Annotated in this window: 17 protein-coding genes; all 17 read right to left on the minus strand. The window is 36.0% G+C overall.

Annotated features, from left to right (window positions below; all coding sequences use genetic code 11):
- Window positions 1–243: 243 nt before the first annotated feature.
- Window positions 244–1,533, minus strand: coding sequence for a citrate transporter (locus EDD66_RS10025; protein WP_123609434.1), 1,290 nt, complete (start codon window positions 1,531–1,533; stop codon window positions 244–246).
- Between the two features lie 28 nt (window positions 1,534–1,561).
- Window positions 1,562–2,305: a sugar phosphate isomerase/epimerase family protein gene (locus EDD66_RS10030; protein WP_123609435.1), complete on the minus strand. Its 744-nt coding sequence runs from the start codon at window positions 2,303–2,305 to the stop codon at window positions 1,562–1,564.
- Window positions 2,306–2,317: 12 nt separating this feature from the next.
- Entirely contained in the window at window positions 2,318–2,938 is a 621-nt protein-coding gene (locus EDD66_RS10035) for a bifunctional 4-hydroxy-2-oxoglutarate aldolase/2-dehydro-3-deoxy-phosphogluconate aldolase (protein ID WP_123609436.1), read from the minus strand.
- Between the two features lie 17 nt (window positions 2,939–2,955).
- Window positions 2,956–4,011 (minus strand): LacI family DNA-binding transcriptional regulator, encoded by a 1,056-nt coding sequence (locus EDD66_RS10040; protein ID WP_123609437.1) that lies wholly within the window; start codon window positions 4,009–4,011, stop codon window positions 2,956–2,958.
- Window positions 4,012–4,327: 316 nt separating this feature from the next.
- Entirely contained in the window at window positions 4,328–6,709 is a 2,382-nt protein-coding gene (locus tag EDD66_RS10045) for a ribonucleoside triphosphate reductase (protein ID WP_123609438.1), read from the minus strand.
- A 354-nt stretch (window positions 6,710–7,063) separates the two neighbouring features.
- Window positions 7,064–8,308 (minus strand): GTPase HflX, encoded by a 1,245-nt coding sequence (gene hflX, locus EDD66_RS10050; RefSeq protein WP_123609439.1) that lies wholly within the window; start codon window positions 8,306–8,308, stop codon window positions 7,064–7,066.
- 27 nt (window positions 8,309–8,335) lie between these two features.
- Window positions 8,336–9,535 (minus strand): tetratricopeptide repeat protein, encoded by a 1,200-nt coding sequence (locus EDD66_RS10055; protein ID WP_170164316.1) that lies wholly within the window; start codon window positions 9,533–9,535, stop codon window positions 8,336–8,338.
- 152 nt (window positions 9,536–9,687) lie between these two features.
- Window positions 9,688–11,259 carry a M56 family metallopeptidase gene (locus EDD66_RS10060; RefSeq protein WP_170164317.1) on the minus strand — a complete coding sequence of 524 codons (1,572 nt, stop codon included), beginning with the start codon at window positions 11,257–11,259 and terminating at the stop codon, window positions 9,688–9,690.
- Window positions 11,252–11,635, minus strand: coding sequence for a BlaI/MecI/CopY family transcriptional regulator (locus EDD66_RS10065; RefSeq protein ID WP_123609442.1), 384 nt, complete (start codon window positions 11,633–11,635; stop codon window positions 11,252–11,254). Before EDD66_RS10065 ends, EDD66_RS10060 begins: the two co-directional genes overlap by 8 nt.
- A gap of 133 nt (window positions 11,636–11,768) precedes the next feature.
- Window positions 11,769–14,120 carry a glycoside hydrolase family 65 protein gene (locus EDD66_RS10070; RefSeq protein ID WP_123609443.1) on the minus strand — a complete coding sequence of 784 codons (2,352 nt, stop codon included), beginning with the start codon at window positions 14,118–14,120 and terminating at the stop codon, window positions 11,769–11,771.
- A 206-nt stretch (window positions 14,121–14,326) separates the two neighbouring features.
- Window positions 14,327–14,680 (minus strand): helix-turn-helix domain-containing protein, encoded by a 354-nt coding sequence (locus tag EDD66_RS10075; protein ID WP_123609444.1) that lies wholly within the window; start codon window positions 14,678–14,680, stop codon window positions 14,327–14,329.
- Window positions 14,680–15,039, minus strand: coding sequence for a PqqD family protein (locus EDD66_RS10080; RefSeq protein WP_243115337.1), 360 nt, complete (start codon window positions 15,037–15,039; stop codon window positions 14,680–14,682). Before EDD66_RS10080 ends, EDD66_RS10075 begins: the two co-directional genes overlap by 1 nt.
- Before the next feature lie 101 nt (window positions 15,040–15,140).
- Window positions 15,141–17,060, minus strand: a complete 1,920-nt coding sequence (locus EDD66_RS10085; protein ID WP_123609446.1) for an OPT family oligopeptide transporter — start codon at window positions 17,058–17,060, stop codon at window positions 15,141–15,143.
- Window positions 17,061–17,213: 153 nt separating this feature from the next.
- Complete coding sequence (locus EDD66_RS10090) at window positions 17,214–18,206, minus strand: sialate O-acetylesterase (protein ID WP_123609447.1); 993 nt, start codon at window positions 18,204–18,206, stop codon at window positions 17,214–17,216.
- A 14-nt stretch (window positions 18,207–18,220) separates the two neighbouring features.
- Complete coding sequence (locus EDD66_RS10095; protein WP_123609448.1) at window positions 18,221–18,853, minus strand: hypothetical protein; 633 nt, start codon at window positions 18,851–18,853, stop codon at window positions 18,221–18,223.
- 43 nt (window positions 18,854–18,896) lie between these two features.
- Window positions 18,897–21,032, minus strand: a complete 2,136-nt coding sequence (locus EDD66_RS10100; RefSeq protein ID WP_123609449.1) for a hydantoinase/oxoprolinase family protein — start codon at window positions 21,030–21,032, stop codon at window positions 18,897–18,899.
- 155 nt (window positions 21,033–21,187) lie between these two features.
- Complete coding sequence (locus tag EDD66_RS10105) at window positions 21,188–22,465, minus strand: citrate transporter (RefSeq protein ID WP_123609450.1); 1,278 nt, start codon at window positions 22,463–22,465, stop codon at window positions 21,188–21,190.
- Between the last annotated feature and the right edge of the window lie 33 nt (window positions 22,466–22,498).

Raw genomic sequence — 22,498 nt, forward strand, 5'->3', positions numbered from 1 at the left:
TTTTGTAGTTTATATTAAGTTGATTATTTTCATAGTTAATATGTTTTCATTATAATTATATAAATCGCTTCATAACTTTCTTCACATGATTCATCAAATGAAACTTAATTGGGATGTGATTTGGACTAAACTTAATTGTAACTTTGGATTCTTATTTTGTTGTAGGTAACCTTGAAACAATAAAGTGTTTTAAGGTTACCTACTTATGGGGAATACATTTACATACTATATATTTTCTTACTTTTAGCCAAACATGAAATAAACAATTGCTGTATTAATAGCGCATATGACCCAACCCCACAATACGCCTGAGCGTAAGAAATCTTTTGTTGTTGTCTTGGAATAGTTAATCGCCCAAAGGTTCCAGGATTGTGTTGGACAGCATGAAATATTCATTGTAATTGTTGGAATATATATTAAAGGGAATAGGAAAGGGGCTGTAAATGTACCGATACCTCTTAAGATACCAAGTGTTGCTGAACCTGCACCAAATACTGTTAAAGGTCCTCTAAATAAACCTAATGGTGCAATAACAGCAAATAAAATAGCTACGAACAATGTACTGGTAGGCATAATACCACCTAATATAGATTCAAAAAATACTGCATTTAAACCTGAAACTTTGTTGAACATTGGAAGGATGAATAAGAATCCTAAAAGAGAAGCAACATCAACAACTCCATCGTAAAAAGTCTTTGTTACGATTTTTTCAGTGTCTTTATATGATTTGATCTTACCACAAGTAAATAGTGCATAAAAAGCTGCTACAATAAATGCAGGGATTGGCTGCCATTTAAAGCATATTGCAAGTACAACAGGAATGATTGGAGTAATCAGTGCATATACAGGAGCCTGTTCGTTGCTGTCAAGAGAACCTGACGTAGCTGCCCAAGCGTGGCTTACATCTGCTTTCTTTAATCTTACTGCCAGCATCACTATTACTACAATTAACTGAACCGCCATAGCAGCGAATCCAAATCTTAAATAACTGCTGTCGTATGGAAATCCTTCAAATATCCCTTGCATCTGTTTAAATAGAACAATATTTACATACATACCTGAACCTACTGACATTAAATAGGATGATACTGCCAATGATTTAGGAACTCCAAGAGATAAAAGAATCGGTAACACAATAACACCAATTGCAACTACTGCACCTGCACCAAAAGTACTGGTAAAAATCAAACCAGTTACGATACATAATAATACGGTCGTAACTAATGGTTTATCACCACCAAGTTCTACTGTTTTTCGAATGATAGTTGATGCTATCCCGGTCTTTACAAGTACTTGTCCAAACCAACTACCAAAGATAACAACTACTGCTGTTGCACCCCAACTTTCAGGACCTCCTTGAAAAACCACTGTTTGTGCATCTTCCCATGTGATTTTTCCTCCAACCATGCCAAGTGCAACCCAGATGATCGCCATTACCAGGAAACCAATCATTAAGTTTCCGCCCTTTACTGCATAGATTGTGAAGCCTACAAAGGTAAGCAATAAGATGATACCGATTATTGTTTCTAACATACTAAATCCTCCTCTAATTAGTCTTTTGCTATTTTGCTAATTTAGCCAGTTCTATTGCCAGCTGCCCTGATGCATTAGATCCACATGGATATTCCAGAGCCAAAGGTACTTGGGGAAGTTCCTTTAATATTTGTCTCCACTCAATATCCCCTTCATCTAATAATGTAGCTTGTGGATTTTCGCCTCCTTTCACATCTTTAAGATGAATATAAGCAACATATTCCTTAAGAAGTTTTGCATTGGTCATAGGATCTTCCTGTTGCCATAACCAGTTACCAATATCAAAAGTAGCTAAAATCTTACTACCTAATGCACTAACATCTTCCAAAAACTGTTTGATTTTGTGGATCTGCCCATTTTCCCGGGTCTGATCGTTTTCAATTGTAAGTAAGATATTATAGTCCTCGCACAGCCTGTTCAGCTTACTGATGTCTTCATTCCTTGCTTCTCTATACTCACCTATACCCAGTTTTATCCTGGTAGCATTCATAGCCTTTGCTTCTATTAAATATTTCTCAAGAGCAGAAAACAAAAGTTCTCCATTCTCATACAGTAATTCAGGGACAGAGTAATATACCTCCATATTAAACTGCTTTGCCTTATTCCCGATGTTGTGAATCTCCCGGTCAAAGTTTTTGATAAACTCTCTGCGTATCTCCACTTTAGTTATATCCATGGCATTTAACAGATCAAGCAGATCTTCCTGTAGAACCCCCTGTTTTAGTTGCTCCCAAAATACTAATGTATTAATTGCTAAATTTTCCTTATCCATAACCTGCTCCTTCTATTGATATGCATTCAAAAGCTTTTGACAGCGTCTTTTCAGCTCATCAAGATTACTTAAATTAATCCCACTTGTTAAATATCCTCCAAAGCCGGCTGCATATGCACCATTTTTAAACCACTCTTTCACATTCGTATCATCTACGCCCCCTGTGGGCATCATATCAATAAACGGCATTGGAGCCTTAATTCCTTTAATCATTTTAGGTGAAAGACAATCTCCCGGAAATAGTTTCACCACATCACTTCCTGCCTGATAGGAATGGAGTGCTTCCGTTGGCGTTGCAGCTCCCATGGAGCAAAAGATATCATATTCTTTGCAGTATGCCCCTACTTCTTCTACAATGCATGGTGAAACAATAAAATCCGCCCCATTTTTATAAGCAAGTTCTGCCTGTTCCTTTGTTAATACTGTTCCTGCCCCTATCATTGCTTCTGGAAGTTCCTGCTTTAAATCATAGATTAATTTTTCTGCATCTTTTACGGAGAAAGTAATTTCTAACGTATCAATTCCAGATTCTACGATTGTTCTGCAAATTATTTTTGCTTCATTTGGATCTTCTACTCTGATAACTGCAATTAATTTGCCTTTCATTAGATTCTTGACTTCTGATTTATTCATTATGACTGCTCCATTTCTTATTCATTATTCTCTCTGGGATAAGGTGTTGTGGAACCTCTTACTACCAGCTGAGTAGGTAATTCAATGAATTTCTTTTTCTTTGAAATGCCTTTTTCAATTCTTTTAATTAATAACTGTGCTGCCATCACTCCTGTAGCATAGGAATCTTGTGTAATTGTTGTTATTCCTGGTGGAATCAGGGATGCCCATCCCCAATCGTCAAAACCACAGATACCAAAATCTTTTCCAATAGCAAAGCCCTCTTTATTCATTGCCGTAAGCACATCCATTAATGTTACACCATTCACTGTAAAAATTCCGATTTCATCCTCTGGATTTTCTTCTTTTAATTTACGAAGACCTTTGGTACATACACTCAAATCATCCGTATCGACAAGGTATGTATATCGATTGCCATCCAGTGAATATAATTTTGCCATGGCGTCAATATATGCATTGTGTCTTTCATAACGACTACTGATTTCGCCTAATTCCTGAGTGAAAAAAGCAACTTTCGTATAACCCTGCTTTTGTAAGAACTTAATACACTCATAAGTTGAAGTATAATTCTGAGTCGTGACAGAATCCATAAGATATTTATTTTTCAAACATCTGTCCGCCATAACAATAGGCATTCCTTCTTCCTGGATTTCCATCAGATATTCATCATTGTAGCCTGTGGCATTTACAATCAGACCATCCAGTTTATTATCCATAAGAGATTGAATACTCTCGATTTCACTCTGTTGATTGTTATCTGTGTTCACAAACAGCACCTGGTAACCATTTTTTTTACAAACATCATTGATTCCTTTTACGATATAAGAAGAAAAGGGACTCGTAATATCTGCTATCACACATCCTACTGCTCCGCTTTTTTGTGATTTTAAACTTCTTGCAATATTACTTGGCCTATAACCCAATTCTTCTATTACTTTTTGAATTGTTTCTCTTGTGGTTTCAGACATATATTCATATTTTCCATTGATATAACGAGATATTGTTGTCTTTGAAACTTTGGCTTTTTCAGCCACATCATCAATTGTAATTTTTGCTCTTTTGTTATCTACCATATTATCCTTCCTTCATTTACCGATTTACGAAATCGGTTAACAAACTTTATATTGTCATTATAAGTAACTATAACCAATTTGTCAACCCGTTTTTTTGACTTTTATAGTCATTTTGCATAAATACATTCTTGAGTTTCGTTTATTTTTAAGCATTTTATTCTAGTTTTGACCGTAAATAGGTGTATTTTATTACTGAGTTTCAATATTTAATCAGATTTTTTTCTAAAAAGTTAATATAAAAGCTCTTTGACATAATTGAGTTTCCTCACTATGCTCAAAGAGCTTTTATTTGAATTATTCACTATATTTATATTTCTTATTGTATGAACATTAGCTTTTCATCCACATATTTCTTTATATTAGAAGCATTTACATAACGATTTACCTGTCCATCCTGTACTACTACTAAAGTAGGTGCCTGCATTATCTTAAATTCATATGCAAGATCTGCATTTTCTTCTGCATCAATTGTTTCATATTCTATATCTTCAAGATAAGTCTTAGCTATCTTACAGTTTGGGCATGTTTTCGTTGTAAAAAGATAGGTACCGTTGGATTTTATAGTTTCCATTGCTTCCATCTGCTTTTCAACTTCTGTATTACTATTTCCACAAGGCATAGGCCTCGCAGCTGTCATATCATATATTTTCCTGTTTACATACTCCTGTGATTTACCTTCGTTCCAATTTTGAACCGGACGATAATAACCGGTAATACGACTGTAAACTTCTGCTTTCCCACCACATTCCGGACAAGTAAACTGTTCACCATTTAAATACCCATGAGTCTTACAAATTGAATAGGTCGGTGATAAAGTGTAATAAGGTAAACTATAATTTTCTGCAATTGTTCGTACTAATTTTGCTGCTGCCTGCCATTCAGGTAATTTCTCACCTAAGAATGCATGAAATACAGTTCCTGAAGTATACAATGTCTGAAGTTCATCCTGAATATCTAAGGCAGAAAAGATATCATCAGTATATTCTACTGGTAAATGAGAACTATTTGTATAGAATGGAGTGTCTCCTTCTTTGCCGGCTGTTTTAATGTCCGGCCAACGTTTTCTATCATGTTTTGCCAAACGATATGTAGTAGATTCTGCCGGAGTTGCTTCAAGATTATAGAGGTCTCCATATTCTTCCTGATAATCAGACAAACGTTCTCTCATATGATTTAAAACTTTCTTTGAAAATTCCTGGGTTTCTTTATGAGACATATCTTTGCCAAGCCATCTGGCATTCAGTCCAACTTCATTCATTCCAATAATTCCGATGGTTGAAAAATGATTGTCAAAACTTCCAAGGTAGCGTTTTGTATAAGGATATAAACCTTCATCCAATAATTTTGAAATTACTTTTCTCTTCACTTTTAAAGAGCGTGCAGAGATATCCATCATACGGTCTAATTTCTTAAAGAATTCCTCTTCTGTATTTGCTAAGTATGCAATTCTTGGCATATTTATCGTCACAACACCTACAGAACCTGTACTTTCACCAGAACCAAAGAATCCACCAGTCTTTTTACGAAGTTCTCTAAGATCAAGGCGAAGTCTGCAGCACATGGAACGAACATCGCTTGGTTCCATATCGCTGTTTATATAATTTGAGAAATATGGAGTTCCATATTTTGCAGTCATTTCAAACAATAATTTATTATTTTCTGTATCAGACCAGTCAAAATCACGTGTAATAGAATAGGTTGGGATAGGATATTGGAATCCTCTTCCATTTGCATCCCCTTCAATCATAATTTCAATAAAAGCTTTATTAACCATATCCATTTCTTTTTTACAATCTTTATATTTAAAATCTACTTCTTTTCCACCAATGATACATGGCAATTCAGCAAGATCATTAGGAACCGTCCAGTCCAGCGTTATATTAGAAAATGGTGCCTGAGTCCCCCAGCGGCTTGGTGTATTTACACCATAGATAAAAGATTGGATACATTGCTTTACTTCTCTATAAGATAGATTATCTACCTTTACAAAAGGAGCTAAATAAGTATCAAAAGATGAAAACGCCTGGGCTCCTGCCCATTCATTCTGCATGATTCCCAAAAAATTAACCATCTGATTACAAAGTGTGGATAAATGGGATGCCGGTGATGAAGTAATCTTACCAGGTATTCCTCCCAGCCCTTCTTTAATTAATTGTTTCAATGACCAACCAGCACAATATCCGGTCAACATGGATAAGTCATGAATATGTACATCTGCATTGCGGTGGGCCGCTGCAACTTCTTCATCATAAACTTCTGATAACCAATAATTTGCAGTAATAGAGCCTGAATTATGTAAGATAAGTCCCCCAACAGAATATGTAACTGTAGAATTTTCTTTTACTCTCCAGTCCTCTTCCTTTACATAGCTGTCAACAATTTCCTTATAGTCAAGGATAGTTGATTTCATATTACGTATTTTTTCACGATTCTTACGGTATAAAATATAAGCTTTTGCTACATCAGTATATCCTGTTTGTTCAAGAACATGTTCAACACTATCCTGAATGTCTTCTACCGATATCAGATTATCTTTTACCTTCGTCTGAAAATCAGCAGTTACCCTTAAGGATAACAGATTGATGATGTCCTCATTATACATTTTCTCTGTGGCATTGAATGCCTTTGTGATAGCACCTGTAATTTTGGATAAGTGAAACTCTGCAATCTCTCCATCTCTTTTTACTACATTAATCATTTGTGTTATCTCCTTCCCACTCTATATGGAAGAAAATGTTATACTTTTCTGCCATATTCTTCTATATTTTTACTAAACCCTGTGATTAAGATTGTAGCAGATTTCCATCTTTTAGTCAATAAAAAACACCATATATATGCACTATTTTTTTCAACAGTACTAGATATAGTGTTTGCATAGGACTTAATTCCTATTTACTTTTTTGTTACAGTTCAGTCATGCAGAAATCAATATAAAGCTGCCCTTAGGGTGCAAGCATCCTAAGGGCAGTTTCATATTGATTTCTATATGGCGCTCTGCCCAAGCGAGAAGTAGTGTAGCGAATTCGAGCTTATGGCTGAGCTGTAGCGTTTGTTACAGGGTAGGATAGATTTCTTTTGGTACATAGGCCTTCACAAAGATACCTTCTTCTCTATATTCTTCCTCTAATAATTGTCCATATTTACGAATCCCTTGTATCTTTCCTGCATCGGAATAAGAGAAGACTTTCTCGATCAGGATCTTTTGTTCTTTTAATATATCTTCAATCACTTCCAGCAATGTATCAAGACCTGTCTTCTGTTTTCCAGAAATCTTCACTACTTTATCTGCTTTAAAATCTTTAATGATCAATGGAACCTCTAGTTTATCCTGCTTATTAAAGGCCGTAATAATAGTTTTATCTTTCACTCCAAGTTTATTTAAAGTTTCATAAACTACATGCATCTGTTTGTAAGCATCGGGATTGGAACTATCTACAACATGGAGAATAATATCTGCATATTTCGCTTCTTCCAGTGTACTGCGGAACGCATCTACAAGATGATGAGGTAATTTACGGATAAATCCAACGGTATCTGTCAGCAAAATCTGCTGCCCGCTTTCTAATGTGAGATTTCTTGTAGTAGGATCAAGGGTTGCAAAAAGTTTATCCTCTTCCAATACCCCTGCACCTGTCAAAGTATTTAGCAAAGTAGATTTGCCTGCATTGGTATACCCCACTATTGCAATTACTGGTATTCCATTCTTACTTCTTTGTTGTCTTGTAGTTTCCCTGGATCTTTTTACATCATTCAGCTCTCTGTTTAACTGAGTAATACGTTCCTTAATAAGACGCCTGTCCATTTCAAGTTTCTTTTCACCGGGACCCCTTGTTCCAATACCACCTCCAAGCCTGGATAAGGAATTACGAAGTCCAACTAATCTTGATGCTCTGTCCTTTAATTGGGCAAGTTCAACCTGTATCTTACCTTCTTTCGTAGAAGCCCGGCTGGCAAAGATATCTAAAATCATAATAGTTCGATCAATTACTTTTACATCCAGAGCTTCCTGCAGATTTTTAAGCTGTACCGGTGATAATTCATCATCACAGACCACTCCGGTTGCATCAAGTTCTTCAACTAATTCCCTGACTTCATCAATCTTACCTTTCCCGATATAAGTTCCAGGGTGAATATTTTCTCTATTTTGTATTACTTTTCCCACAGTGACAGCCCCGGCAGTTTTCCCTAGTTCTTCAAGTTCCTCTAAAGATTCTTTCGTATCATCACCATCACTTACGGCTACACCAACCAGAATGATTCTCTCTTCCTGCTCTTTTATTTCAAAAATTTCTGCCATAATGACCTCCGTGCTCTTTTTATATTATTATTTCTCTTTGGATGATTTTGATTCAGTCACTCGTGTCTTAATAAATTCAAATTCTCTCATCATCTCTTTATCATCCGGATATAACTTCAAGTATTTTTCAGCAGTACCATAGGCTTCTTTAAAGCTGCTCAAATTTTCATAAGCAATTACCTGATTATATAATAATTCTTTTAAAGTACTGGAATCATTTTGTTTGATTCCCATGTTCAAAAATCCCAGTGCTTCTTCATAATTTTCATTTGCAATAAGACAAGCTGCTAATTGATTATACACCAATGATATCTGTATGTCAGACTCTTTATTGAGATATTCTTTATAATATTGGATTGCCAAATCATAATCTTCTTCAATACGATAAATCTCGCCCAGATAATAATTCGCAAGATTGAAGCCATCCTCCAACGATTCATTAAACTTAACTGCTGCTTTCTCGTAATCACCTGATAAAAATAAGAGTTTTGCTCCATTAAAATCATTCTCTTTTGATTTTGCTTTTATTTGGGCAGCTTTGGATAATACTTTTTTCCCTGCTTCAACTTCTCCCATCTTATTAAATATTGCATATTTCTCAAAATAATATTCATATACATCTTTATCAAATTCCAGTGCTTTATCATAACTCTCTATTGCTTTTTCAAATTCTCCTAAATGATAATTCGTTCTTGCGATCAATTCATATATGCCCGCATTTGGTTTAAATTCATCCAGTATCTTCTCATATTGATTGAGGGCGTCTTTATAATTACCCGATTTTTCATAGGATGAAGCAATATAATACATTAAATCCTGATTTAGTTTATCTTCCTCTTTAATTTCTAATGCCTTACTAAATTCAACAATTGCATTCTCATATTCTCCTCCTTCGTAATAAGCAACTCCTTTGCCGCGATAAGCTTTTTTATTGTTCTCACGTACAACCTTATTGTTTTTATTTAAAATAGCTTTATCAAATTCTGCTAATGCTTCATCAACTTGTCCCGTTTTCACTAATCCAAATCCATAGTCTATAAAATACTCTGCTTTCCCCTGATTCAATTTTACAGCTTCCTTAAGGTTCTCTACTGCTTTACTGTATTCGCCTTTCTCAAAATATTTCATACCTGTTTTATGATATGAATTTGCGCTATTGCCAAAACTACATCCGGTCAACATTATGATCCAAATTATTATAATGAAACCAAGGCTATTTTTCCTCATGAAATATCCTCCGCAATAAATACTTTTCATTCCTTTATTTAACTTTTTTATTCTATCACTTAAACTACTTTCGGTAAACCTATTAACCCAAACTTTATGAAAATATTTAAAGGGACCATTGCAAAATACAGTTTTCTGAACTTAGAAGAACTTTATTTTTCCCGAAAGATTTCCATAAGCATATCTCCCTCTTGATAAACCAACGAATTAAGATTAGAATCCATAAAGTATAAATAGCCAAAATATTCATATCCATCCTCTGTGATAAATCTGACAGCATTATAACTATAAAACCCGGATTCCTTTACCAATTCTTCTATCGGTACAAAATTATTAAACGGTTCTTCTGTTTTTTCATATTGTTGTTGATACAGTTTATTATCTTCTACTTTATAAACATACATAGTCTCTTCACTTAACGGATGTAAATACACTGTTTTGCCATCCTTGGATACTGTGACTTCACAATAGTTATCTCCCTGTGTCATATTACAGCCAATGGACTCTAAGTCTAATGTCCTTACCAATGTTTGTGTATCTAGATCATATACAAACAATCCAAAATACCCGTGAAAAATGATATAGGCTCTGGAAGCATAATCCAATACCGGGGAATCTGCACCAATATTCAAATCCGGATTCCAATTTGCAGGTCTGGGGATCAGCTCCCTGATATCTTTGATTGAGTTCTCCTCCTCAGCCTTTGTCATACTGTCTGATATATTCTGAGTTTCACTGTTATTCCTTAAATCAATGAATTCTTCCTCCGATGATGTAAATGTGACTGCTATAACTGCCAATAACACCAGCATTAACCCAGCTAATGTTGTCTTTAACATCTTAGGCTGGTCTGCTATCATCTTTATCCTCTCTTTCAATGCCCGTTTATCAGCAGTCATGGTTATGGCAGTCTTTATTAAATCAGAGGATGTTGCTTTATTCGTAACCAGTGAAAGTATGGTTCGTCCATATTGAATTCTTTGTTCGTTTCCCAATATTTCAATTGCTGCTTCATCACAGGCCAGTTCACAATCTCTTTTTGAAAGGTAAGCAGCCAGCCATACAAATGGGTTCACCCAATACAACACGATTAATCCGCATCGAATAATAGACCACATATGATCATAATGTTTAAAATGACATAATTCATGAGTTAAAACATGTTCTAATTGTTCCGGATTTTCTAATATCTCTGGTGTAATATATACAGCCGGTTCAGAATATACCCCATACAGACACGGAGTTTGTAAGTCAGATACTGTATATACAGGTAATGGAAAATCTGGTTTTAATATACGCTTTCTGTGATCAATTAAGTATCTGCTAAAACGTATGTTAATGACAATCATCCATATTCCAATGATAACAACTCCTGCAAACCACACAGCCATAATAATTAATTCCCAGTCAATTGCCGCAAGTTTAATCAACAGGGAAGTTGCATTTTCATCATGATATACAACGCCTGTTGTAATATTAGTGACTAATGGTTCCAGGTCGGTTCCTTTAATTACATTTTTATTAACGTGGACTACAGGATTCATGATACTAAAAGAGCTCCCAATACCAGGTAACTGTATCAATGTATTTGGCAGCAGTAATCTAATGGCTGCCAGACCCCAAAGTGCATATTGGAGTCGAAAATTTATCTTACCTTTTAACAGGAAGCGTATAATACATAGGATAATTATTAAAATCGAGGATGAGACAAAGGTTTCAATCATACTTCTCCTCCTCTGCTTTTTTAAGAATACCATAGAGTTCATCAATCTCATCTTTTGTAAGAGAATCCTGTTTTACCATGGCATTTACCATCATACTAAGACTTCCGTTATAAACCTTATCCAAAAATCCTTTCGTTTCAGTGTAAGAAACCTGCTCTTTTGAAATATTGGGATAATACTGTTTTGCACGTGACCCTTCCTCAAAACGTACTGCACCTTTTTTCTCCATACGGGAAAGCATTGTAATTACAGTATGTTTTGTCCAACCAGTTTTCTCTTTTAAATCGGCTGTCAGCATTGTTATGGTACGTGGTGAAGATTCCCATAACAAATTCATTATTTTCCACTCTCCATTTGATAAATCTATATATTTCATAATAATCGCTCCTTTGGTCAACATATGTCTACCTTAATACTATCATTTTGGTATACATGTGTCAACCAATAATATTTTTATAATATATAAACTTATCCAGAAAATGCTATCTCTCTCTTTACAAGTAGGAATGTTACAGCTGGCAGCCCTCAGGTAAGTCCACTTCCAGTCTATCGTCAATATGATATGATTTTCCATAGATCGTTACTTCTACTTCAGCCTCTTTTGTTATATTCTCAATTTGTAACCTGTTCTTATTTATTTTTATTATTAATTTCTGCCCATGCCATATGATAGGAAATTCCAGATCACTCCAGGTTTTAGGCAGTTTCGGCTCTATTCTAAGTTTCCCATTGATCATACGTACTCCGCCAAATCCATAGACGATACATTGCCATATGCCCCCAATAGAAGCAGCATGTATACCACTATCTGAACTCTTCATATTAGTTCCCAGATCAATGCCTGCAGCTTTACGGAATAAATCATATGCTTTATCATAATCTCCCAAGTCATTTGCCAGTATACAGTGAGAAGAAAGGGAAAGGGATGAATCATGAAGAGTACGTGGTTCATAATAATCCCAATTTGCTTTTTTAACTTCATAAGAAAACATATCTTCCAGACATAAGAATAACATCATTATATCTGCCTGTTTTGATACCTGAATGTGATTAATCTGTTCTATATTATAATCAAGAAAAATAGTATCTACCTGAGTTTGACTTTTATAATTTGTCAAGTCGATCTCCTTATAAGTGAGATAATATTTATCCTGAGGAATAACAAGATCCTCTTCTCTTGGTACCGGAAGATATATTTTATCAGCTCTATCCACCCACATTTCATAGGAGGCATCTAAATCCAGAGAGTTTAGAAGTTTATTAAAGATGGATGTTCTTTCTTCTTTCAAATATTGATAATATTCCATGGCCTTTTTGATATTCCAATAAGCCATATAATTGGTGTATGCATTATCGTCTGCATGCTCTTTATACTCATCCGGGCCAACTACATTGTTGATATGATATAAACCGTCTTCCTCACTGAATTCTAATCTGGATACCCAAAAATTAGCAGTATCAAATATCACTTCATAACCATATTGGTCCATAAATTTTTGATCATCCGTTACTTTGTAATATTGCCAAATACCATAGGAAACATCGGATGTGATATGTTGTTCTATAAACCCTGACCAAATCTTAGTTGGCTCCCCTGTTATAATGTCTGCTGCTCCCCACACAGGTGTCACTTCTCCATCATCAAGCCATGCTGATTCCCATGGAAATTGAGCTCCTGAAAATCCATTGGATAATGCTTTTGCCCGTGCACCATTAAGGGACAGATAGCGGTATTGTTCTAATTGTTTTGCTAACTGGGGATCTGTAAATATAAAATAAGGCAGCACAAAAATATCAGTATCCCAAAATGTATGCCCCTTGTACCCTTCTCCACTTAGTCCCTTTGCTCCTATACTCATTCTATTATCATGAGAAGGTACCATAATAGCTAAATGGTACTGGGCAAAGCGTATTGATAATTGGTCAAATTCGTCTTCTGCTGTAATCTTAATCGGTGTCTTGTCCCAAACTTTCTTTCCCCACTCTGTGGCAGAATCATAAGCAATCCTGTCATACCCATGAGCCACAGCATTCTTTAGTAAAGACAACGATTTTTCCTGGAGCTTTTTAAGTCCTATATCTGCATTATCTGGTTCCCTTGATGTATAGACATTGGAAATCTTTTGAATGACCAAAGGAATGCCTTGAGGCACATCCATCTCATACTCCATATAGATTTTTCTTCTCTCAATAATAATGCGGGACTCCAATTCACAAGTCTCATTATCTATCATAAAGGAAAGACTTGTATTATGTACAAAATCTATTTGGGATTCTCCTGTTGTCTGAACCAGCTGCATGTATTTTTGCTCATATAGTCTCTTATCTCCATCTGACAAATGCTGGGAACCACTATTCGTAATTCGTCCATTGATGCCCGATATTATTTTCAAAGAAATATTGCTGTTTATAGGAGTAATTATAACTTTTTGGGCAATCAGATGTAAATCCGCCATAGATACCACCCGGTAAAACTCAATAGCTAATTCATCCCCTTTTGGGGAAATCCAGACGATACATCTTGATAATTCACCTGTTCTTAAATTAAGTTTACGACTATATTTTTTTATGGTTCCTTTATCCAATGTAAAACAGCAACCGTTAATAATCATCTGCAAATTAATAATATCTGCAATATTCGGTAATTCTGTTACTTCCCTGTCATCGAATTTATTAAAGGTTCCCGCAACAAAATAACCCCTTTTTTCATTCAGATATTCCTCCTCTGTCGCAGATCGAAGCCCCAAGTATCCATTCCCAAGGCACATGATTGCTTCACATTTTCCCAACCATGAGCTGTCAAATTTTTCTTCTTCAATGTACCAATCTTCTGCCTTACTATAATTCATACTTGTATTCATATGATCCTCCTGTTGTAATTCGTATTAATCCTAAAAATCTTGATGAATTTATATTAAAATTTATATTAGATTTTGTACATTGACGATATCACCAAATTAATCAGGCAGAACCGTACAATTTCTATAGTAAAAGATTTTACTTTCATATATTTAAAAGTAACAAAAAAACCCTAAAGACTTCCTCATCTTTTAGGGTAAATTGTTTTTCAATCTTTTGATTGTAATCTATATATTTTCTTTCCGTGATCCAATTCTTCTGTTATAATACCATTTTCCTTCATCTCGTTAATTAAAGCTTTACTAAAAACTTTAGGTTCTGTTACAACTGCTTTTCTTTTGCTATAAAACTGGGATGCCGAAATTTTATTCACTTCTTTTTCAACCTCAGAAATAGTGATCTGTCCATTCTTTTTCAAATATTTTAGGACCTTCTTACGCCCTTTGATTGAAAGAATTTGCAACAGATCATTTTGCTGGGACATACTTTTCTTTAGTCCCCATATATATATTACAGATGTTGCAATGGCCGTCATTAGGATACCAACAATCATTTCTAACATCAATCTTTCCCTTCCTTACTATAAATAATAAACTTGTGGTCCTTTAATATCTGAAAGAATTTTACTAATCTGTTTAATAAGGGCTCTGCTTTTTCACCAAAATGTTTATGAACTTCTTCAGAGATTCTATAAATCGTATTCACTCCATCAATACATTTCCACACAAAGCTGCCATAATCATCAAGTTCAATATTACTTATTTTAGGAGTCTTGAAAAATTTTTGAGCAATTTTATCATAAAAACCTTCATGAGGTACTTCAACTATCACTCTTCCTTTTTCATTCTCACTCCAACTATACTTTTTATTTTTTAATGGTACAAAATCCATATAATTTTCTTGTTTTTTATTTTTGCCCACTTTTTTACTCCTTATAAATGAAATCTTTATATGAAGAATACATGGCAAACTCTGATAATTGCCATGTATCCCTCTTAATTCCATAATTTAAATTATATTATTTATTTTTTAATTTTTCTCCATAGCGTAAATTTAAGTAAAATCAATATTAACAATCCAAAGAATACTAATCCACCGATATTACCTAATGAGATCTTCGATGAAATATCGATCACTCCACCTAATGTTGAAGCACCAATTGGTATAATTGCAAATACAGCAAGTAAAATACCTACTAAACCTTCACCTGCAATTAAACCTGAACTGAATAAGATACCACTTTCAACAAGATCTTTTCTCTTATCTTCAGCAAGACCTTTCTTCTTATCAAAGTAAAGTCTTACCAAACCACCCGCCATGATACCTGTACTTAAGTGAATTGGTAAGTACAGACCAACTGCAAATGGAAGAACTGGTATACCTAAGATTTCAACCACAATAGCTATACCTACACCAACAAATACAAGATTCCATGGAAGATTTCCGCCCATAACACCTTCTACTACCATCTTCATTAAGGTAGCCTGTGGTGCCGGCAATTCAGTTGAACCATATCCCCATGCTGCATTTAGTAAGTATAATACACCACCAATTGCAAGTGCAGATACTACAACACCGATAATTTCACCATATTGTTGTCTGTATGGAGTAGCTCCTAAAATATAACCTGTTTTTAGATCTTGAGATGTATCGCCTGCGATAGCAGCTATGATACAGATAATTGAACCAATTGCTATAGCTCCTAACATACCTTCATGACCTGTTGAACCTGTCGCTTTAAGAATCAATGTTGAGAATAGTAATGTTGCAATGGCCATACCTGAAACAGGGTTGTTACTGCTTCCTACTAAACCAACCATTCTTGCAGAAACGGTTGCAAAGAAGAAACCAAATACTACAATAATTAATGCACCGATTAAGTTAACTGGAATAACAGGAACCAGCCACATAATAAATGCAATTGCAATCACAATAATAAGAATTGTTTTCATTGACATATCGTGGTCGGTACGGATCGTACTGTTTCCAAAATCTTTCTTCGCATAATCTTTCATTGCATCCCCAAAAGTTCTTACGATCAATGGTAATGATTTGATTAGGCTGATAATACCACCTGCTGCTACCGCACCGGCACCTATATAGCGGATATAATTGCCCCAAAGGCCAAATGCTCCACCTGTGCTAAGTAATTCATTCACAGGAACAGTTGCAGGGAATAAAGTCGTGTCGGCTCCGAATAATGCAATAAGCGGCATTAATACAAACCAGCCAAGAACACCACCGGATAACATGTACGCTGAAATTTTAGGTCCGCAGATATAACCTACACCGGCAAGGGCTGGTAATACGTCCATACCAATTGCGGATCCTTTATATGAACTGATTTCATAGTGAACTTCACTAGGGAACAGCTTTAAACCATCACTAATGAATTTATACGCTGCTGCAATACCCAGTCCAGCAAATACACCACCGGATTTTTCTCCGCCTTCTTCACCTGCCAGAAGTACTTCTGCACAAGCAGTTCCTTCCGGGTAAGGAAGTGTTCCATGTTCTTTTACAATTAACGCTTTTCTTAGTGGAATCATGAATACAACACCAAGAATACCACCGCATAGACCGATAACTGCCATCTCTACAAAAGAAGGACTTCCTTCTCCCCACTCCTGCATCCACATAAACATTGCAGGCATAGTAAAGATAGCACCGGCAGCTAAAGATTCACCGGCAGAACCAATAGTTTGTACCAAGTTATTCTCTAAAATAGAGTCTCTCTTCATAATAACCCTGATAATACCCATTGAAATAACTGCCGCCGGAATAGAAGCAGATACTGTCATACCTACTCTCAATCCGAGATACGCATTTGCACCACCAAAAAGAATTGCCAGAATAATACCTATTGCAATAGAAGTAAAGGTAAATTCCGGAACAACCTTGTCGGCTGAAACAAATGGTTTAAAGTTTTTTTCGTTTTCCATTTGAATATCCCCATCCTTTAAGTTTTTTCCATATCATTCTACCACCTTTTACACTTGAAAGCAATAAAATATGGACTGAAATACGAAAAAATGTGCACCCAGGAAAGACATCTGTCTTAGCTAAGTGCATATTTTTTCCAATAAATTATTTAATTAGACAAAATAAAACAGTTTTTTCAATTCTGCTGCCCACAGCATTCCATGGGCCTTCAGCCCTTTTAAGGTAAAGTGGGCACTATTAAGAATACGATAATCTCCTTGTAATGTATCGCTGTTTGGTCCTGGTAAAATGTCTTTCCCATTGCAACACATTTCCTGGGCAATTCGTATTAATTTTTCATCTTCACGTGCTGCCTTTGGATGATATGCAGCCTGGGCGATCACCCAGGATACCTCCCAGCCGGCATCTTTTCTGCTCCGATATATAAGATCAGTTAATAGATTTTTATAATATTGGGTATCTGGATTATAAATAGCATCTGTTTCACCCTGGTGCCATAAAACAGCTCTTAACCCATTATCTCCAAAGAACTCCAGTGCATTAAGAAGCCTTCTGTATTTCACCATATCTGATCCAAATTCACTGATTCCAGCACCACCCCATCCAGTTGAATAGAAACCTACTGGCATATGTAATTCTTTTGCTAAGAAATCACCAACAGTTGGCCATATTGAACCGCCATTACCCATATCAACTTCCGGACCATATTCTGTTGGCTGGGGATCGGCACATAACTGCCATGTATGATTCTCGGGATGAAAGCTTACTACATCCAAACTCTGGGATTTCGTTAATGTATCGCCAAAATTTAAGGAGTTGGATTGACCACAGGTGACAAAAACTTCTCCCACTCCTACTTGTATACTTGTATCTTCTTCAACAATCCCACCATTTTCATCGAAAGCCTGCATATGTATCCTATACCAGTCACCGGCAGGCACTGATATATTTCCTTTTGCAGTACTATAATTTAAAATCAATTCAACCCAATCTGAATCGTAATCAGGGCGGAATGCTTTTATCTTTATTTTGTTTACAGGTCTGGTATATAATACTACTATCGGTATGATCGCAATATTATCTTGATTCCTTTGATATACAGAATCGCACAAAGGACTGGTGATAATGGTACAACGTGGCTCCATACAGACACTCTCCTTTATTCTTCTAATAATTTTTCATATCTGTTTATCATATCATAAAATTCTTTTTTCGTTGTCTTACCAGAATTTATTAAATAATAATAGTCATATATATTAGGTAATTCTTCTAATCCAAGCAGTTCTTTTGCAAAAGCATGGGCTCCAATTTCACTGCACCGGTTAATACGGGCTTTCCTTGTAAAGTACGGCAATTTCATTGTAACCAAAGGATCAAGCTGATCAGAAACAAAGTCATTATTTATAAATTCAAGATAGTGAAAAAACTCATGGGATAAATGGATTTCTAATGCTTTTTTAAAATCAATAGGTTTTTTCCCTTCAAAACTGCTGTGGTCTGATAATTCTAATATAGAACCTTCATATAACCAGATCTTTGTATGCTTCTTATCCATTTCCACCTGGGCACGAAAAGATACCCCATATGTTTTTTTACTTTCTTTTATAAATTCCAGTTCAATATTATGCTCTTTGCAAAGACTTAAAATGTCCCGCCCTTTAAATTCTTTTCCAGCCATTCTCCCAATCTTTAACGATTCATCAATATAATAATGAAGTTTATCTTTCGGGATCTTATGATACAACAAATCATTAGTTAATTCACATAAAGCCAAAATTTCATCTTTAATCAAGAAAACGCCCTCCCGTCTGTCAGATCACCATTCTGTGTTTCTTCTATTTATAAGCTACAGCAATAATTTCTTCATCTTCTTTTAAATTCTCTGTCTCTACATCAAGGATGGAATATAGCTGTTCTGCAGTCTGCATTCCTGTCAGATCCAGCATTTTTTCACGATAGAATACGAATACTTTAGGAATGGTCGCATTTGCATCAGAGTATATTGTATGTTCCTCCAAAAAGCTGTTAAACATGGTAGTACGGCTGCCCTTTTTAAACTTCACTGTAAAAGCTTTTTCTTTTTTAAGACGAACCACTCCTTCTCTGTCAATTACACATAAACTTTGTTTCTTAACAGGAATAAATCCTAACATTTTCGACTTACTAATGGCATTATATACATTCCAGCGGCCAGTTGCAGAGACGAAGGTCGTATCCCCTTCATTTGCTCCCAGGGCTTCTGCTGATATATTTCTTAATTGCTCCTCCGTCAGGTCTGCTGTATTTAAGTCTTTTTGTCTTAATTCTGTCGCACCTGTGGCAATGGCTCTTAGAATATTCTTCTGTGCATCAATTTCAATGGAAATATCTACAGTATCCTCTTTGGCACCGGACTTCACAATCTTTTCTAATACATCAATCCTGATTTTTTTGATATCGTCTTCTGTTGGATTTACGATAGTCCTTTCAAGCTGTTCACGGACCATGGCAAGAGCCACACCTATAGTTGATATATATGGTGCATTTTTTGCCAGTTTCCATTTGAATCCCATCTTCTCTGCCAAGGCATTTACAATCACTGCTCCACTTCCGCCGCCGCCAACTAACGTGATGAATTTCCGGTCCAGCTCATATTCCGAAATCAGCTGATTTATTACGACCTCCAATTTCCTGATCGCCAGATCCATAACCTGCTTAGCCGCATCTTCTGCCGGCATGCCCAGATAATCTCCTAAAGCCTGCCAGGCTGCTTTAGCGCATTTAATATTGCCCTGTGCATAATCTCCTTCTGGAATATAGCCCAATAAATTGGCAGCGCCTGCAAGAGTCAAGGAATATTCTTCCCCATCCTGGGCTTTCACTAAAACATATTCACATGGATCATCTTTTCTGGGACTTACAAACTTTACATTAGCACCGGTCAGGGCAGAATCTTCCTGGAAACATTCATACTCCACTCCCGCAATATGTGCACTTCTTGGCCCAATATCTATGATTTTATTATCTTTCACACGTACCATGCTGCCGCCGGCAATCCCAAGAGTTCTCACATCCAGGGATTGAAGATAGGTTTTATGACCCCCTACCTGGGCATATTTAATCATTACCTTACCATTTTTAATTACTGAAATGTCAACACTGGTACCGCCCACTTCAAAGAAGATCCCATCGGATATCTTTTCATACATTAATGCTCCTGCCACACCTGCTGCCAGCCCGGATAACATAGTAAGAATCGGTCTTTTACGGACTTCATTGATGCTCATGACTCCACCGTCACAACGCATGATCATAAGATTGGATTTTATGTCCATATCTTTTACCGCTTGTTCTGTCATATTGGCAGTTTCCATCATTTTAGGAATCAGGCTCGCATTTACGACTGCTGTTCTGGTACGCATCTTTAACCCATACAGTTGAGAAATCTCATGACCTCCAGTATAATATAATCCTTTCTCCTGTGCTTTATCCATTACACGCAGTTCATCTTCAGGATCATCCACACTATAGGCACCAGATGCCACTATAACTTCCGAATCCTTTTCTAACAATTCATCAATCGCTTTTTCAATGATCCCATCACTTAATTCTTTTGAATCGATAAATACATGATTGGATTTAAGATATTTATTGGGAGCAAGCTCTATATTCTCAACATTAGTTTCATTTTTTGCACTTCTTGCATCCATCCCAGTTCCCATTCCAATGATACCAACATTAGCAACATCCCCTTCTAATAAGGCGTTTGTAGCCTGAGTCGTACCATGTGCTATGAATGTTACATCATCGGGAGAAACGTTATTCTCCTTCATTAATTCAGAGATTATTTTTACAATACCAACTGCTACCCCTTCTTTATGGGTTGTTGGTATTTTACGTTTTGCCATAACTTCATAAGTATCGTTGTCTATAAGAACTGCATCTGTAAATGTTCCGCCTACATCAATACCAATTCTGACTTTTTTGTTCATGTTAGCACCTCTCTGTTGTTTTTACAGTTCAGCGGGATATAGCAAGGCGAAACCTGGCTTTGGCTGAACTGTAACTATTATTTATTTAAAAAGTATATAGATACTAATTGCTTTCAACTTTAGGAGGGGGTTGTTAAAAACAGCCCCCAATTTCATTATAATGTTACAATAAAACTTGCAATAATTAAACCAACAAATGTTGATGCCATAATCCATACCATAGATTTCTTAGTAAATTCATTTACATCTGTCTTTGTAAAATCAGCCACCCATACGTTGTGGGAATTTGTAGGATCACATACTGCCTGTACATTAGAATCTAATCTTAATGCTATCATTGCTGCAACAGGATTCATACCACTTGCTGCAAGTAAAGCTATAATACCACTGCCAAGCCCCCAGACATTTAGTGGTCCACGGTAAATTGCAAGTGGGGAAAGTAAACCAAATATTAAGATGAACATTATCTTACTGGAAGGAATAATTGCTTTGATCAATGGTTCTAATACAAGAGCCACTTCCGGTGCCATAACAGCTTTTAGTACCATACCAATACCGATCATTAAAGCTGCTGCCCCTGCAGTATCCTGTATCCCTTCTACAAATGCACTGGAAACTACCTGCACTGCATTTTTAGGAGTAGATAATATCAACGTTACAATAATACCAATTATAATTGCTGTTACTAATGGTAAGTGCCAGATAAATACTAATAATACCGGAATAATCGGGCTGATTAAAGCAATAGAGCGTACATTTTTCTCTGAAGATAAATCACCACCTGCAGGCATCGCCCATGCTTTTCTTGTTTTCCCGCTAAACTTTGTAGTAAATACTATCATGATAACTGCGACCACGATTAACGGAATACCACATAATAATGAATAGGATGTAACTGTTTCCTGAGGCAAGCCTAATACATCAATATAAACAGCTAATGTACTTACACTGAATGTAACCCCTATACCGTTAGAAAGTAAAAGAACGGTTCCTGCTACCATTGGGCTAAGCCCGGCACTGATCATAATTGGAATAATGATAGTACCAACTAAGATGATCATTCCAAGACCATTAGAAGCTGCAAAAATAATAGAGCATACCACTAAAAATGCCAATGCGATTGGCAATGGCTTATCACCTGCCATTTCAGCTGCCTTACGAATAATCGTACGAGTGACACCCACTTTGGATAAAACCTTTCCAAAGAAACCTCCAAAGAATAATCCGGCAATCGCTGTACTCATTCTCATTGCCCCGGTTTCAATGACTCCGTTTGCAATGTCGAATTCCCCACCCAAAAATGGAATTCCTGCAATCAGTGCAATACCAATCGCCATAATCGGTAATGCCAGAATGGTTGGTAATTTGCGAGTCATCATCAGTACTACCATGATCACAAAAAGCCCAAGAATACCAATAATTTGTAAAGTCATAATTAAATCCTCCTTTAATCTATTTTTTAGGCT

This window comes from Mobilisporobacter senegalensis (genome assembly GCF_003752155.1).
In the GTDB taxonomy this organism is placed as follows: Bacteria; Bacillota; Clostridia; order Lachnospirales; family Lachnospiraceae; genus Mobilisporobacter; species Mobilisporobacter senegalensis.